Below are 17,221 nucleotides of genomic sequence, written 5' to 3' on the forward strand. Positions count from 1 at the left end.
CGAACCAACATGAACTACGCACTGCCGACCTTGCTCATGCTCTCGCTCAGCATGAACGCCTGCGCACAGAAAGTGAGCGAAGCCGATGTACCCCAACCCGTGAAGGCCGCCTTCATGAAACAATTCCCCAAGGCCGAACACGCCAAATGGGAAATGGAGGACAAGAAGGACTACGAGGTGAACTTCCAGCAAGGCGCCACCAAGTGGTCCGCCAAGTACGCCGCCGATGCCAAGTGGCTGGAAACCGAACACGCCATCAAGCCGGAAGAACTACCCGCGCCGGTGCGCGCTGCCATCGCCGCCAACTACGCGGACCACAAACTGGAAGCCGCCGAGGTGGCCGAGAGCCCCCAAGGCATCGTGTATGAGGTGGACCTGGAGAAAGGAGAGCACAGCATGGAAGTGGTGTTCGCCGCGGATGGCAAAGTGGTGAAGAGCCTGGTGACGGAAGAGGTGAAAAGGATGAAGGGCCGGACGAGAAGGACTGATCGATCGGTCAAGCGGGCCGGGGCGCAAGCTCCGGCCCGCGCCAATTCAATCCACCGCTTTCCCTGCGTTGCGCTTGCGGAAATGCTCGCGCAAGCTGCTGAAGTTGGCGATCACGAGCACGGTGAGGAAGAACGCGAGCATCAGTTCGCCCATCGCTAGGACCCTGGCCGAAGTAGAGACCGGCAGGATATCACCGAAGCCCGCTGTGGTGAAGGTGCTCATACTGTAATACACCATGTCTACCGCCCGATGCCACAACGACCCCGCCAAACCGACGCCCGATAGGGCCGTAGGATCCACTTCGAGCAAAGCGAGATTGTCCAACGCGAAGGAGGCCACGAACAGCAAGGCGTACAAGCTGATCATGGCGAAGAGGTGCTGCTGGTCAAGATCATGGTCCGACGTTCGGGCGATACGGCGGAACATCTCGAACATGCCGAACACGGTCTTGCCACATGCGAACAACACCACGATCAACTCATCCCAGAACACATCCCGCAGCTCGCGCTGCACGAAGAGCAGCACTATGTATCCCGAGAGCAGGATCAGAACGAAGATCACCAGCGGGCGAACAAGTGCAGCCATGCTTCAAAGATGATGATCGCCATGGGAGCCGATGGTCGTAACCTTGTTTCAACCCGATCGCCAATGGCCATGAACGATAACGCCGCGTACATCAAACGCATGCTCGCCACTGAGGATGCGCAACTCGCGCGCCTGCACCGGATCGTGGAGGAAGCAATGAACGAGGAACGGAGCCTGGCGGCCCGCATCGCGGAGGAAGGGCGGGAGGATCGGCGCGGCTTGGGTGAACGCCTTGCCGACCAAGTGGCGTCATTCGGCGGTAGCTGGACCTTCATCCTCAGCTTTCTGGGCATCCTCGTGGTCTGGATCATTCTCAATGCGATCTTCTTGCACGAAAAGGGCTTCGATCCCTACCCCTTCATCCTGCTCAACTTGGTGTTATCCTGCATCGCCGCGTTGCAGGCACCGGTGATCATGATGAGCCAGAACCGCAAAGAAGCGAAGGACAGGCTGCGGGCCGAGAACGACTACTTGATCAACCTGCGCGCCGAACTGGAGATCCGCAGCCTGCACCGCAAATTGGATCTGAGCATCGAGGACCAGTTCAAGCACTTGTGCTCCATTCAACAAATGCAACTCGACCAGTTGGAGCGGTTGGATCAGCGCTTGGTACGCATGGAAAGCAACCTCCCGAAAGGATGAACACCATTTTTAAGGGGCACATCGTCGTTCGCGGGTCATCGTCGGTTCCCCGAACGGTGCTGCTTCTGTTGTTGGTCTTTCCGGGTGCTGGACTGGTCGCCCAGCAACAGGGCCTCGACTTCTACCTCGCCACAGGTTTGGAACGCAGCCCGTTGCTGAAGGACTACGGCTACCAACTAAGCGCGCTGGACCTGGATAGCGCCAAGGTGCGAGCCACCTTCGGGCCGCAAGTGAGCGGAACCGGCCAGTACCTCTACGCACCCTACGACAAGCACTGGGGCTACGACGTGAACGTCACCAACGGCGGCTTGTATTCCGCCGTGGTTGGCGCCAGGCTGCCCTTGTTCAACAAGAACCAGAAGCAGGCGCAACTATCCGGCATCGCGGTGCAACACAACAGTGTGCGCACCGGCGCGGCGGTCACAACGCTGGACTTGCGCAGGAGCATAGCAGGGCAATACATCGCGGTATATGCCGATCAACGCGCGTTGGAATTCACCGAAAGCCAGGTGCGCTTGCTCACCGAGCAGGAACAGGTACTGAAGCACTTGGCCGAGCGTGGCCTTTACCAACAAACGGACCTGCTCGCCCTGCAAGTGAGCCTGCAAGCCCAACGCATCGCGGCGCGGCAGGCACAAGCCCTTTTCCGCAACGACCTCTACGCCCTCAACCAACTGTGCGGCGTGCAGGATACCACCACCATTCGCCTCTTGCCGCCGGAGCTTGTTCCCAGCACCGCCTTCAATGCCGATGCTTCGCCCGTGATGCAGCAATTCCGCTTGGATAGTGTCAGCAACACCATCGCCGACCGCACCATCGACCTGGCATACCGGCCAAGGCTGAACATCACCGGCGATCTGGGCTTGAACGCCATTACCTACACCGATATCCCCAACCGTTTCGGTGGCAGCGCAGGCATGAACCTGAACGTGCCCATCTACGATGGTCGACAACGGCGCTTGGAACACGACCGCATCGCCTTGCGCGAACAGACCCGGCAAGCCTATCAGACCTTCTACCTCGATCAATTGGCCCAACGCCACGGTCAGTTCCAGGAAGCATTGCGCCGCGCCGAAGTGTTGCTCGCAGAACTGCAACAACAGTCCACCGAAGAGGAACGGTTGATCGCCTTGTACCGCTTGGAACTGGAGGGTGGCCTCGTGCGCCTTACCGACTTGTTCCTCGTGTTGAACAACCACGCGGCAACCGTATCGGCGCTCATCCAGTCCGACGCTGATCGCGCACGCATCATCAACGAACTCATCCACCTGAAATGATCCGGTGTCACCGTACATATCCTGCGGCTGCGGCCATCCTGCTCTTGCTGGCTTCCTGTGGTACTGATGCGGGCGCACCTGCCGCAGCGGACCTGGGTCCGCGTACGCCTGTTACCATCACGCACGTCCAGCGCGACACCATCGCGAAGAGCGTATTACTGAACGCCACCGCGCAATTCCTCCGGAAGAACTCGGTGCGCGCCAACATCACCGGCACGGTGGACCGTGCCTTCGTTGCGCTCGGTGATCATGTGCGTGCGGGCCAGCCGCTCTATGTCATCCGCACCAAGGAGGCGGAAGCGCTCGGTGCGTTCGCGGCGCAGGACAGCACCTTCCGCGTAAAAGGTCTGATCACGATCAAAGCAGCTTCCGATGGGGTGATCGTACAGATGGACAAGCTGCTGAACGACTATGTGAACGACGGCGATCAGTTGGCCATCATCGCGGACGGCGGCAGCTCGGTGTTCATCGTCACCGTGCCCTACGAACTGAACGAACACGCGCGCATCGGTACGCCATGCACCATCGAGCTCCCCGATTCCACGCAGGTGCGCGGCACCATCACCACGCGACTTTCCACGGTGGACGCCTTGGCACAGACCCAGGGCTTCGTGGTGAAACCCACCAACGGCGCATCGTTCCCCGAAGGGCTCATCGGTACGGTGCGCTTCAGTGTGCAAGAGCACCCGAACGCACAAGTGGTGCCCGCAACCACGGTGCTGGGCAATGAGGAGATGACTGCGTTCTGGGTGATGCGCTTGATCGATGACAGCACGGCCGTGCGCGTACCCATCGAACGCGGCATCGCTGCGAACGACCAAGTGGAACTGCTCACGCCCACCTTCGATCCGGGCGATCGGCTGCTCCTCACCGGTGGCTATGGCTTGGGAGATACCGCGAGTATAATGTTACCCATTCGTTGAACTTGAGCTGCATAGCATGGTCACGTTGAACGCACGAAAATTGTTGGAAAGGCTCATCCTGTCCGCGCTTGCCCTGTCGGGTCCCGAAGTGCTGTTTGGTCAAGAGAGAGATACGCTTTCGTTCATCCGGTCGAAGCGGCTTTCGGATGCGGATCTGGCCAAGAAGCGGGAAGGAAGGTTCATTACAGGACTTCCTGATGTTTCATCGGACCCGGTTACCGGGGTTGGATTCGGCGTTCGAACCAACATCTATTGGAACGGCACCCGTGACAATCCGCTCTTCGCGCACACGCCCTACTTGATGAAACTGAAGGCCAATGCTGCTTACTACACTTCCAATGCCAGGGAACTCATCCTTGCGTTGGATATCCCCTACTACAAGGGGTCGCGGTGGCGGTTCAAGATCGATGTGAAGGCACAACAGAATCCGACCAATCTCTATTTCGGCTCCACGGCTGCCACGCTCGGCCCGCTGCGGCTTCCATCAACATCGGAAGGGGGTCCCACCTTCGCCACTTATGACGAATTCGACCGTGCGCGCAAAACGCTAAGGCCCGGTGGCCCAGGCGAAGCGGATTTCGTGACCGACGCCTTGTCAAATCGGTTCAGGGAGACCGAGTACATGCTTAACCTGAAGGCGGACTATGCGCTTGGGAACGGCAAATGGCGTGTGATGTCCGGCTATGAGATCCAGCACCTGGGCTATGACACGTTCGAGGGCACGCAAGCGGAAGCTGTCGATCCCGCGACGGGGGAGTCAGTGATGGCTCCGAACGGTACGTCGTTATTGCGCCAGGACTTCGTGCAGGGGGCGATATCGGGCTTGGATGGAGGTCGAGTTTCCATTCTCCAAGCCGCGTTGATCTATGACACGCGGGATCTGGAGCCCGACCCTTCCAATGGGCTCTATTTCGAGATCGCCAATGAGTACGCTGGTAAGTACATCGGTTCGCAATTCGACTTCAACAAGCTCTTCGTTCAAGCGCGCGCCTACCGAAAGCTGCCATGGGGCCGTCGCACCGTTCTTGCTTTCCGTTCAGCAGCCGGCAACATTTTCGGTAGCAACGCGCCGTTCTTCGAATTCCAGGACCAATGGAGTCCGGATGGCAGCGTGAACGCACTGGGAGGAAAGCAGTCGCTGCGCGGATACCGGGCCAATCGATTTCTGGCGCGGTCCCTCTGGTTCGCCAACATTGAACTGCGCATCCGGGTCGCGGAGACGCGCTTCTTGAAGCAACTGTTCGCGTTCAGCATCACACCGTTCTACGACACGGGTACGGTAAGGGATCGCTGGCAGGATCTGAACTTCCGTGATCTGCGATCCTCCTATGGAGGCGGTGTGCGCATCGCTTGGAATCAATCCACCATCATCTCCCTCGACATCGGAGCTTCCCAGGAGGATAGGCTGCTCTATTTCGGTATTGGTCAAGTGTTTTGAGCATGGTATACATGAGCTGCTTTTCCCAAGCGAATGATGTCCCGGTTACTTGGATCCCGCGCAGCGGGATGGTCGTCGTTGTAAATGGATCCTTAACCCAATGAAGGACTTCTTCGTCCGGTACAAGAACCCGGTAGCCGTGGTGTTGGCGCTCATCCTCATGGGCGGCTTGTTCGCGTATTCCCGTTTACAGTCGTCCTTGTTCCCAGAGGTCACCTTTCCCAAGATCAAGGTGATCGCCGACAGTGGCTTGCAACCCGTGGACAAGATGATGGTGACGGTGACGCGCCCACTGGAAGCCGTCATCAAGCGCACGCCGCACCTCAAAAACATCCGCAGTGTCACCAGTCGCGGCAGTTGCGAGATCAGCGCCTTCCTCGATTGGAGCGCCGACGTCGACCTGGGCAAGCAACAGATCACCGCCGCCATCGACCAGGTGCGCAGCGAACTGCCGCCGGGCACCACCATCGCCGTGGAGAAGATGAACCCCTCCATCCTTCCGGTGATGGGCTATGTCATCGGCGGTGGCGGCAAGAGCGACATCGAGTTGGACCTCATCGCCAACTACACCGTGAAACCTTACCTCGCGCAAGTGGATGGCGTGAGCGACGTGCGTGTGATCGGCGGGCGCAAGAAGGAATACCGCATCACCCTGCGTCCCGAACGCATGAGCGCCTTGGGCGTCAATCCCGATGCGATCACCGCTGCATTGGCCCGCACCAACTTCATCAACAGCAACGGCTTCCTCTTCACCAACCACCGTATGTACCTGAGCGTCACCGACGCCACCGTGGGTTCGCTGGACGAGTTGCGGCAATTAGTGATCTCCAACGATGGCAAACGCATCAAGCGCCTGCAAGACCTGGCGGAAGTCGGTATCGCCGAGGAACCGCAATACATCCGCGTCAACGCCAATGGCACCAACGCCGTATTGCTTGCGGTGGTGAAGCAGCCCGCCACCAACCTCATCACCCTTTCCGATGATGTGAAGAAGCGCGTGGACGAGTTGAACAACGGCCTGCTTCCAAAGGGTGTAACACTGTCACCCTACTACGTGCAGTCGGAATTCGTGAGCGAGTCCATCAAGAGCGTGCGCGATAGTTTGCTCATCGGCCTGTTGTTGGCCATTGCCGTAGCGGTGGTCTTCCTGCGATCGTTGCGCTCCAGCCTCGTCCTGCTCATCACCATTCCCATCACATTGGGCCTGTCGCTGGTGGTGATGTACGCGTTCGGCTACACGCTCAACATCATGACCCTAGGTGCGCTCGCTGCTGCCATCGGCCTCATCATCGACGATGCCATCGTGGTGGTGGAACAGATCCACCGCACCCACGAGGAACATCCCGGCAGGCCCACGCGCGAGTTGCTCAGTGGTTCCGTGCGCTACCTGCTTCCCGCCATGGTCGGCAGCTCGCTCAGCACCATCGTCATCTTCCTGCCCTTCATACTGTTGAGCGGCGTGGCGGGCGCGTACTTCCGCGTGCTCGCGGATACCATGATGATCACGCTCGCCTGTTCGTTCGTAGTCACTTGGATCGGCCTGCCTGTAGTCTATCTCCTGCTGCCCGAAGAGCGCAGGTCGAAAAAGGTCGTTGAAGAAGCTCCGGATCCCGAAAGCGAAGACACGGAGCGCAAGCCCGGCGCATGGGTGGGCTGGTTCATCCGCCGTCCGTGGTTGAGCGTGGGCTTCGTGGTGCTCGTCGGTTTCTTCGCGTGGATCGCTTCGCGCCACCTGGAAACCGGCTTCCTCCCTGAAATGGACGAAGGCTCCATCGTGCTGGATTACACCTCACCGCCCGGCACTTCATTGGAAGAGACCGACCGCATGCTGCGCGAAGCGGAGAAGACCTTGGCCGAGGTGCCGGAAGTCGAGAGCTACAGTCGGCGCACCGGCACGCAGATGGGCTTCTTCATCACCGAACCCAACTACGGCGACTACCTCATCCAACTGCGCAAGGACCGCAAACGCACAACCCTCGACGTCATCGACGACATCCGCCGCCGGTATGAAGCATCACAACCCGCCTTGCGCATCGACTTCGGCCAGGTGATCGGCGACATGCTCGGCGACCTCATGAGCAGCACCCAGCCCATCGAGATCAAGGTCTACGGCAACGACCAGCACCGCTTGCAGGCGCTTGCTCGCGAAGTGGCGCACGTTGTGGAACGCACGCCGGGAACAGCGGATGCGTTCGACGGCATCAACATCGCCGGACCGTCGGTGAACGTGGAAAGCAACGATCAAGCCTTGGCGCAGCGCGGTCTTTCACCACAGGACTTGCAAAGCCAATTGCAGACACAGTCCCAAGGCACTCCCATCGGGTCCTTGTTCGAGCGGCAGCAGCTCACACCCGTGCGCATGGTATACCCCAACGCGGCGGGCGCTTCCTTGGACGACCTGCGCGGCGCGCAGCTCTTCCTCCCGGATGGCCGCTTGGTCCGCGCTTCGGAAGTCGCGTCGATCACCGTCGGCCCCGGTGAAGCGGAGATCGAACGCGAGAACCTGCAACTGATGGTGCCTGTGACCGCGCGGCTGGACAACCGCGACCTCGGCAGCGTAATGGCCGACATACAGCGCAGCATTGCGACCGATATACACTTGCCCCAAGGCTACCACATCACCTACGGCGGTGCGTTCCAGGAACAGCAACAGTCCTTCAGTGAACTGCTGGTGATCCTGCTTGTCGCCAGCCTCCTCGTGTTCACCGTCCTGCTCTTCCTCTTCGGGGAATTGCGCGTGGCCTTGCTCATCCTGGTGCTTGCGGTGCTCGGTGTCAGCGGCTGCATCCTGGCGCTCTACCTCACCAATACCGCGCTCAACGTGGGCAGCTACACGGGCATCATCATGATCATCGGCATCATCGCCGAGAACGCCATCTTCACCTACCTCCAGTTCGCGCACAACCGCGAAACGCTGGGCGTGGATGAGGCGCTCACCTTCGCCATCGGCACCCGCCTTCGCCCCAAGTTGATGACCGCCCTCGGTGCCATCATCGCCCTCATGCCCATCGCGCTCGGCATTGGTGCCGGTGCGCAACTGCACCAGCCGTTGGCCATCGCTGTGATCGGTGGCTTCTTGGTGGCGCTACCGCTGTTGCTGCTGGTGTTCCCCAGCATGTTGCGGGTGTTGTTCCGGAAGTAGCGGCTTGTCGAGTAGTGGTTCTACTTCGTGTGCGCCGGGGTTTTCTCCTTCCTCCGAAGTGGAGGCGAACAGTAGCCGGTTGATAATCCACCGAGGTCGAAACGGCTGGACCGATTTATCATTGTGAAGCTCAAATCACACTCGCGCGACATATGATCGATGCACTTAAGATATCGCGCATCCTGAACTCCAAGCATCTCGTCACCGGGTTGAGCCACAACCTCTACCGGTACCCCGCGAGGTTCAGCCCTCGGTTCGTGCGCGAGATCATCGCCAGCCTGAGTCAACCAGGTGATCTGGTCGTGGATCCTTTCGTTGGTGGTGGTACTTCAGCCGTTGAAGCGCTCTCTTCAGGCCGCAACTTCCTTGGCTGCGACATCAATCCGATCGCGGTCTTCGCCTCGAAGGCCAAGGTCACAACGTTCTCTAAAGAGACCCTGTCCGAGGCATTGCGGCTCATCAGTGCGAGGGAAGAGCAAGCCAACAGCGGAGGCTTGGTCCCCAAGCACTACCTGAAAGATGGATACTTAAACAATGTCCCAAGAAGGTTCCAGCGACTGGTCGCACCTATCCTCACCTTGACCGAGGACAACGGGGATCCAGAAGTAGAGTTGTTCATTCGCTCGGTGCTGTTGAAGACCAGCCAATGGGCGCTTGATTGTCGGGAGCATACGCCAACGGGCCGAGCTATTCGTGCCCGCCTTATCCTGGACGCGAATGCCGTCTATGCGGGTGCAAAGGCCTTCACTCAACAATGCGAGTCGAGCGCTTCGCGCTTTGGTGTCGATCCCGTGGCCCAAATACACTTGAGCGCTGCCCAAGAGTTACCCGCCAAATTGCTTGTTACTAGCAGGGAGTTGGTGAAGGCGAAGCTCATCGTCACGTCACCTCCGTACGCAGGCACCCACATTGTCTATCACCAGTGGCAGATCAAGAGTAGAAGGAGGACTCGTGCTCCTTTCTGGCTCATCAATTCAATGGATGGGATGGGAGCACCGTACTACACGTTCGGGGACTACCGGACGCATACGCGGTCGAAGTACTTCGAGGAAGCCCTTGAAGTCTATTCTTCGATGAAGACCATGCTCGATCCCACGGGCACACTGGTGCAGTTGGTCGGCTTCTCGAACCCTAGGGCGCACTTGCCGAGATACTTGGAAATGATGGCGGCGGCGGGCTATGAAGAGGTTACTGATCGCGATTCGCTTGGACGCGCCCACCGCGTTTGGCGCAATGTCCCGAACCGGCGTTGGTACAACAACACGGGTTCGTCACCTGCGAATGGCCGGGAAGTAATGTTGATCCATAGACCTGCATAGCATGTCAGACCAAAGTGCCCTTCTCAAGCGACTTCTCGACGCGACACGATCCAGCGAGATCTTGGCCATCCTAACAGAATTGGGTGACCACCCTGAAAGGGGGATCCGCAGTCCGTTCGGCACTTCTCAGTTCTTCTGGGAGCCATACGACGGGAATGCGTTCAATATGGGATCCATCGGGTTCGGATCCAAGTCCGGTCGCAGCTTGACCGAACGCATCACCAACGCGATCGACGCGTTGATCGATGCTCGGGCATCCGCCGCTCCCATGCCCAAGCCGAACTCGCCACAGGACGCGATGTCAACTTGGTTCGGCCGTCCAGTAACAGGACCCGACAAGGGATTGTACCAATGGGACTACACCAGTGATGGCTACGACCGGAGGATCCATGTGATATTGCAACCGAGCGACCTGCCCGATACACCTACGATAGACATCCTCGATTCCGGAATAGGGATCACGCCTGCTGAGTTCCCCAAGACCATTCTCTCCCTTCAACGCGGTAACAAGATCACGAAGAAATACTTGGCTGGTGCATACGGCCAGGGTGGCGCATCAACCCTTCGCTTCTGTGACTACGTGCTGATCGTATCGCGTTCAGAATCGTCGCCATCCAAAATCGGCTTCACCCTTGTGCGCAACGTGCGCTTGGGCGAAGAGTACAAGGAAGACTGCTACGCGTTCCTTGCTTGGACAGACGCATCGGGTACCACGGCAGTGCTTGAATCGGACGATTCTTCACCGCTCGTGATCAAGACATCGGAGTCGCTCAAGAGGGACTACGTCCTATCCACGGGTACGCTGGTAAGACACTATGGATTCCAGTTGTCCAACACGGCAGGAAAGCTCGCTCCACAGCCAGGCAATCTGTATCACTTCCTGCACTACTCGATGTTCGACCCGCTCTTTCCCTTTAGGATCGTGGACAATCGGGATAGCACCTCAGGTCGGGAGGAACTTGTGCGCGGTAGCCGCAATCGCCTGATGGACTATGCCAAGGCACCTGAAGCGGACGATGAGAATTCCCGGACGCAGTTGAAGCATTACCGCTCGATGGAATGGGTGACTCCGGCGGGTAGCGCGATACCATGCGTGGGCGTGGAGTACTGGGTGATATTCAACTACGAGAAGAAGAAGGAGACCTATCACCTTCGGCCGGACTCGAATGCACTCTTCGTGCAGAAGCGTCATCCGATCGTGTTCACTTTCAATGGCCAGAACCAAGGCGACATTGGGAACTATATCTTCAAACAAGCCAACCGGCCAATGGTGGCGCGGCATGCCATAGTGCATGTTGATGCGTCGCGGGTCGGCAAGGATGTGCGCAAGGGCTTGTTCACCTCAACGCGTGAAGGCTTGATCGAGGACGGACCTGTGGTGAAGAGCATTCTGCAAGAGATCTCTCGCATGATATCAGAGGACGAGGTGCTGGATCGGCTGGAGAAGCAGCTCGAAGAGGCCGTTACGCAAAGGACTTCACAGGAAACCGAGGATGAAGTGCAGAAGCAGATCTCCGCTCTGTTGAAGGAAGCAGGGTACGAATCGACCGAGAAGGCTGAAACGGATACGCCGGGTGCGAATGACGACGGGATAAGGCCGCGCACCCCGCGTCCACCCAAACCACCACAGGAGCCGCTTCCTATTCTGCCCTATCCGGAAGTGTCGTTCGTGAAGATCGTCTATCCCGAGAATGCATTCGAGCTTGAGCTGAACAGTACGGTTTCCGTCCTGGTACACACGGACGCGGATGCACGGATGCACGAGCAACTGAGAGTTCGTTTCGAGCCTGACGTTCTTGATGTAGCCTCAGTTAAGCCGCTCAGCGGCGGTCGTGCTCGTTGGCGTCTCAAAGCCAAACAGGGGTCCACTGCTGGTCAGTCGGGTAACGTAGTTGTCACAATGACACGCTTGGACGGATCGCAGCTTACGGATTCGATCGACTTTGCTCTCATACCGCCGAAGGCGCAACCTGCCCAACAGGGCAAGGGGAAGATCCCACCCTTCGAAGTCTTGCCGGTGAATCCGGAAGATCCGGAGTGGGACACCTTGTGGGACGAGGAAGACTTCAAGGACAAACACGCGGTCGCCTACAAGGCGCTCAAGACACAAGGCAAGATAATCGTTTACTACTCGACGGTCTTCACGCCTCTGGCCCAGACGTTAGCGCGGCTCAAGGTCCAGAGCGAGCACAAGATGAAGTTGTTCACTACCAACTACAAGGTCTGGATTGGTTACCATGCCATTATCCAACTCAAGGGACAGCAGAACGAGGACGCCGCGACCAGTGATGATGGAGTTATTGAACTTGAGCGTGACCATGAGCGTGTTCGGGTTGCCCAGCTCCAATTGAAACAGGCAATGGCTATGACCGAACTTATGCTCAAGGCGAGCAAGGCCCAAGAGGCCGAACGTTAGTGTCCTTTCGGTCGCTATAAATGGCCAAACCGCCGTCGGCGGATTTTTGGTGGCACTACCGCTCTTGCTGCGGGTGCTGTTCAAAGCTGGGAGTTGAATGCAATGTGCGGTCCTTAACAAGCGATAGCAGGTGTGTTCCATGTCTCGACCCGCGATACGGACCGTGCTGACTACATTTGCCCCCGCAATGCGCCGCCTCCTGTTCCTGCTCACACTTGCCGTCTATGGCTTCAGCGCCATGGAACTGCATGAGTGGGTGCGAGTGCCGCAAGTGGTGCTGCACCTGTTGGAGCATCATAGTGATCTGGGCCACCATGATGAGGAGACCAGTGATCATCATGATCACGATGGCGACCACGACCCGTTCGGCAAGGGTTGCCACGGCGAATTCTGCGCGTGCAGCGGCATGATCGCCCTACCTACGGATCAACGGGCGTCGATCGTTTGCCTCCTTCCGCTCACCACCACCTTGGGCGAGGCCAAGCTCCCCATCGCGCTGGGTGCCTTCGCCGGCGGCGTCTGGAACCCTCCCAAAGCCTAAGTTACCACCGCGTGTGGTGATCCCTGCCTGTTCCGCTTGGGCGGATCGGGCCCGCCTGCCGGAGGCAGGCCTGCCTGCGTTCAGCGGGCAATTACTCGCTTCTCGTTCCATACCGAAGTCCTTTTCCGCATGATCGACCGCATCATCACATTCTCCGTCCGCAACAAGCTGATCACCGGCTTGATGCTCCTGGCTCTCATTGGCTGGGGTTCGTATTCCGTCACGCAGTTGCCTATTGACGCGCTGCCCGATGTGACAAACAACCAGGTGCTGGTGAACACCATTGCCCCCAACCTCGCCACGCAGGAGGTGGAGCAGTTCATCACCTTCCCGCTGGAGCAGGCTTTCAAGAACCTGCCCGACGTGGTGGAACTGCGCAGCATTTCGCGCAGCGGCCTCAGCGTTGTCACCGTGGTGTTCAAGGATGAGGTGCCCGTGAATGTCGCGCGGCAGCTCATCGGCGAACGCATCACGCAGGTGCAGGATGCCATACCGCCCGGCTATGGCAGGCCGGAACTCGCACCGCCAACTACTGGCACCGGCGAAATCTACCAGTACACGCTGGCGGTGGACAGCGCCCACAAGGACAAGTACGACCTGTTGGAACTACGCACCCTACAGGACTGGATCGTGCGCAAGCAATTGCTCGGCGTGCAAGGCGTGATCGACGTGAGCAGCTTCGGCGGCCTGCTGAAGCAGTACGAAGTGAGCGTTGATGCGCGGCGATTGGCTGGTGCGGGCCTCACGCTCATCGACGTGTTCACCGCGTTGGAGAACAACAACGGCAACACCGGCGGCAGCTACATTGAGAAAGGGCCGAACATCTACTTCATCCGCGGCGAAGGCATCGTGACCTCCTTGAAGGACATGGAGAATATCGTGGTGAGCGCGCGCGGTGGAAGTCCGGTGCGCATCCGCGATGTGGCCGAAGTAAAGTTCGGTCATGCCGTGCGCTACGGCGCCATGACGCGCAATGGTGAGGGCGAAGCCGTGGGCGGCGTTGTGCTGATGCTGCGCGGCGCGAACGCCTTGGCCACTGTGAACGCGGTGAAGGCACGCATGGAAGATGTACAACGCAGCCTGCCTGAAGGCGTCCATGTGGATGCTTTCGTGGACCGCACCAAGCTCGTGGGCAAGACCATCGGCACGGTGGAGGAGAACCTGATGCTCGGCGCGCTGATCGTGCTCGGCGTGTTGATCCTGATGCTGGGCAACTGGCGCGCGGGCCTGATCGTGGCCAGCGTGATCCCGCTCGCTTTGCTCTTCGCCATCGGCTGTATGGTGATCGCCGGGCAGAGCGCGAACCTGATGAGCATGGGGGCGCTCGATTTCGGCCTCATCGTGGATGGCGCCGTGATCGTGGTCGAAGGTCTCATGTTCGCCCTCCACCAACGCTTCGCCGGTCAGCGCCTTTCACACGCGCACATGGACGACGAGACCATTACCGGTGCGGGCAAGATCATGAAGAGCGCCGTGTTCGGCCAGGTGATCATCCTCATCGTGTACGTGCCCATTTTCGCATTGATCGGCATCGAGGGCAAGATGTTCCGCCCGATGGCCTACACCGTGAGCTTCGCTATCGTAGGTGCGCTGCTGCTCAGCCTCACCTATGTGCCTTGGGCCGCATCGCTCTTCCTCAGCCGCTACATACCGAAGAGCGAAAGCTGGAGCGAGCGCATGATCCATCGGGTGCAGAAATGGTATGCACCGAAACTGACAGGGCTCCTGCGCCATCGGGCGCTGGTGCTGGGCAGTGCCCTTGTATTGCTGGTGGTATCGGTGCTGGTCTTCAACCGCCTTGGTGGTGAATTCATTCCCGAACTGGACGAGGGCGACTTCGCCACCAACGTCACCATACGCCAAGGAAGCAACCTCTCGGAAAGCATCCATGTTGGTGATGAACTTGCCAAGATCCTCCTGAAGGAATTCCCCGAAGTGACGGAGGTCGTGGGTAAGATCGGCGCGAGCGAGATCCCCACCGACCCCATGCCCATCGAAAGCCAGGACCTCATCATCGTGATGAAGAGCAAGGACGAATGGACCACAACCAAGGACCGCGAACACATGGCCGAACTGATGAATGAGAAGATGAGCGTGATCCCCGGCATGAACCTCAGCTTCGAGCAACCCATCCAGATGCGCTTCAACGAACTGATCGCGGGTGTGAAGAGCGACATCGCCGTGAAGATCTACGGCGACGACCTGGACCTCTTGTTCAAGAGCGGCAATGAAGTAGCCGCGCTGATCGGCACCGTGGAAGGCGCCACCGACATCAAGGTGGAACAAGTCGTGGGCATGCCGCAGCTCGTGGTGGACTACGACAGGGAGCGCATCGCGCAATACGGCCTGAACATCGCCGACCTGAACCGCGTGCTGAACACCGCGCTCGCTGGTGGCAAGGCCGGTGTGGTGTACGAAGGTGAACGCCGTTTCGACCTGGTGGTGCGCATGGCCGACATGCGCGACGCCGATGCGGAGAAGGTCAAGAACATCCTGGTGCCGCTACCAAATGGCGCGCAGATGCCCTTGGGCCAACTTGCTGATATCGGCTTCCGCAGTGCACCCGCGCAAGTGAGCCGTGAAGGCGGTGCGCGTCGCATCGTGATCGAGACCAACTCGCGCGGACGGGATATCCAGAGCGTGGCCATGGACATCAAAGCGGCTATCGAGTCCAAATTGGAATTGCCCACCGGCTACTACGTGGAATACGGCGGCACCTTCAAGAACCTGCAGGAGGCCAGTGCGCGCCTCACGCTCACCGTCCCGCTCGCCCTTGCCTTGATCTTCGTGCTGCTCTTCTTCACCTTCGGTTCGTTCAAGGAAGCGCTTATCATCTTCAGCGCCGTCCCGATGGCAGCGGTCGGGGGTATTTTCGCGCTCTCGTTGCGCGGGCTGGACTTCAGCATCAGCGCGGGTGTTGGCTTCATCGCGCTCTTCGGTGTTGCGGTGCTCAACGGCATCGTGCTCATCAGCTACTTCAACCAGTTGCAGAAGGAAGGTATCGACCATGTGACCGATCGCGTGGTGAAAGGCACGCTCGCCCGATTACGCCCCGTGCTGGCGACCGCCGCCGTGGCCTCGCTCGGCTTCCTTCCTATGGCCCTCAGCAACAGCGAAGGCAGCGAAGTGCAACGTCCTCTTGCCACAGTGGTGATCGGAGGCTTGGTCAGTTCCACCTTGCTCACGTTGGTGGTGTTGCCCGTCCTCTATCACCTGGTGTTCTCGCGCAGGCGGAAGAAGGACAGTGGTGGGAGCACACCGTTGGTCGTAGCATCCATCGGTCTGTTCCTGTTGATGGGAACGGTCGCACAAGCACAGGCGCCGGTCCTATCGCTCGACAGTGCCGTGAGTCGCGCCGTGCGCACGCACCCCGCCATGACCGCTGCGGAGCTGAACGTGCAGCAACAGGATGCCTTGCGAAAGACGGCTTTCCAGTTGGATCCGATCACCGCCCAATACCAGCACGGGCAGATCAACAGCGGCTTCCGTGGCGACTACAACCTGCAAGCCACCACTGGCATTCCCTTTCCCACCACCATCGCGCAGCGCGCCAACTTCCTCAAGGAGAGCATGCGCTTGGCAGAAACGGAACAGGTGAGCACGCGCGCTATCGTGAAGGAGAGCGCGGGCGGTGCCTACCTTCAATGGGCCATGGGTGCCGAACAGGTGCGCATCCTGCAACGGCTCGATAGTTCATACGCCGTGCTCGCGGCCTTCGCGGCGCGCAAGTTCGATCTGGGCGAGACCGGTCGCTTGGAGAAAGTCTCAGCGCAAAGCAGCGCCGATGGTGTTCGTGTGCAATTGCGCCAAGCAGAGGGCAACATCACTGCATACGCCGCCGAAGTGGAACGCTGGACCGGTGCACTGGACGGTGCCCAACCCGAAACGACCGCGCTTACTTCCACTGCCCGCGCACCGGATCCCGGCGGTGGTGTCGATCCTATTCTCGCTGCCGAACAACAACGCGCGTTGCTCGCTGAGCAGCAATGGAAACTGGAGCGCAGCCAATGGGCACCGACCTTGCAAGGCGGCGGCTTCTACCAGACGCTGGACGGCGCATCACCTTTCACCGGCTACTTGATCGGTGCGGCGATCCCTATTCCCGGATCGGGTCAAGGCGCGCGTACCAAGGCAGCGCGCTTGCGCAGCGAGATCGCCGTGCAACAGCTCGAAGACCTACGCCGCACCCGCGTGAGCGAAATGGCCCGCACACAAGCGCAACTCGCACAGCTGCGCGCCAGCCTCGCCTACTACGAAAGTACCGGCGCTTCCTTGGCCACCACCCTGCGTAGCGATGCCGAACGCGCGTACCGCGCTGGCGAGATCGGCTATATCGAATTCACCCAAGGCATCGAGCAGGCCTACCGCATCGATACCGAATACCTGCGCGTCCGCTTCGAGCTCGCGCTCACCGTCCTTCACCTCCGTGCCCTTCAGGGCCTCTAAGAA

The 17,221-nt window shown here is 59.2% G+C and carries 11 protein-coding genes; 10 read left to right on the top strand and 1 reads right to left on the bottom strand.

Annotated elements, in window-relative coordinates:
- Nucleotides 1-9: 9 nt before the first annotated feature.
- The gene (locus tag IPJ76_01530) at nt 10-648 is read left to right on the top strand and encodes a PepSY-like domain-containing protein (GenBank protein QQR86934.1); all 639 of its coding nucleotides are present in this window, start codon (nt 10-12) and stop codon (nt 646-648) included.
- Here IPJ76_01530 and IPJ76_01535 read toward each other — a convergent pair.
- Nucleotides 535-1,074, bottom strand: a complete 540-nt coding sequence (locus IPJ76_01535) for a hypothetical protein (GenBank protein ID QQR86935.1) — start codon at nt 1,072-1,074, stop codon at nt 535-537. The two genes, IPJ76_01530 and IPJ76_01535, sit on opposite strands and share 114 nt — an antisense overlap.
- A 9-nt stretch (nt 1,075-1,083) precedes the next feature.
- Between IPJ76_01535 and IPJ76_01540 the strand changes: the two genes are divergently transcribed.
- From IPJ76_01540 to IPJ76_01580, 9 genes are all read left to right on the top strand, one after another.
- Nucleotides 1,084-1,716 carry a DUF1003 domain-containing protein gene (locus IPJ76_01540; protein ID QQR86936.1) on the top strand — a complete coding sequence of 211 codons (633 nt, stop codon included), beginning with the start codon at nt 1,084-1,086 and terminating at the stop codon, nt 1,714-1,716.
- Nucleotides 1,713-2,993: a TolC family protein gene (locus IPJ76_01545; protein QQR86937.1), complete on the top strand. Its 1,281-nt coding sequence runs from the start codon at nt 1,713-1,715 to the stop codon at nt 2,991-2,993. The genes IPJ76_01540 and IPJ76_01545 overlap by 4 nt, the downstream gene beginning before the upstream one ends.
- Nucleotides 2,990-3,916 (top strand): HlyD family efflux transporter periplasmic adaptor subunit, encoded by a 927-nt coding sequence (locus tag IPJ76_01550; protein QQR86938.1) that lies wholly within the window; start codon nt 2,990-2,992, stop codon nt 3,914-3,916. Before IPJ76_01545 ends, IPJ76_01550 begins: the two co-directional genes overlap by 4 nt.
- Nucleotides 3,917-3,932: 16 nt before the next feature.
- Entirely contained in the window at nt 3,933-5,354 is a 1,422-nt protein-coding gene (locus IPJ76_01555) for a BamA/TamA family outer membrane protein (protein ID QQR86939.1), read from the top strand.
- A gap of 100 nt (nt 5,355-5,454) precedes the next feature.
- Entirely contained in the window at nt 5,455-8,496 is a 3,042-nt protein-coding gene (locus IPJ76_01560) for an efflux RND transporter permease subunit (protein ID QQR86940.1), read from the top strand.
- Between the two features lie 152 nt (nt 8,497-8,648).
- On the top strand, nt 8,649-9,815 hold the full coding sequence (locus IPJ76_01565) for a site-specific DNA-methyltransferase (protein ID QQR86941.1): 1,167 nt from the start codon (nt 8,649-8,651) through the stop codon (nt 9,813-9,815).
- Between the two features lie 61 nt (nt 9,816-9,876).
- A complete protein-coding gene (locus tag IPJ76_01570; protein ID QQR86942.1) occupies nt 9,877-12,231 on the top strand; it encodes an ATP-binding protein in 2,355 nt (784 codons plus the stop codon).
- 187 nt (nt 12,232-12,418) lie between these two features.
- A complete protein-coding gene (locus IPJ76_01575) occupies nt 12,419-12,772 on the top strand; it encodes a hypothetical protein (GenBank protein QQR86943.1) in 354 nt (117 codons plus the stop codon).
- A gap of 129 nt (nt 12,773-12,901) precedes the next feature.
- A complete protein-coding gene (locus tag IPJ76_01580) occupies nt 12,902-17,218 on the top strand; it encodes a CusA/CzcA family heavy metal efflux RND transporter (protein ID QQR86944.1) in 4,317 nt (1,438 codons plus the stop codon).
- The last annotated feature ends 3 nt before the right edge of the window (nt 17,219-17,221 follow it).

It is taken from the genome of Flavobacteriales bacterium (assembly GCA_016699575.1).
In the GTDB taxonomy this organism is placed as follows: domain Bacteria; phylum Bacteroidota; class Bacteroidia; order Flavobacteriales_F; family PHOS-HE28; genus PHOS-HE28.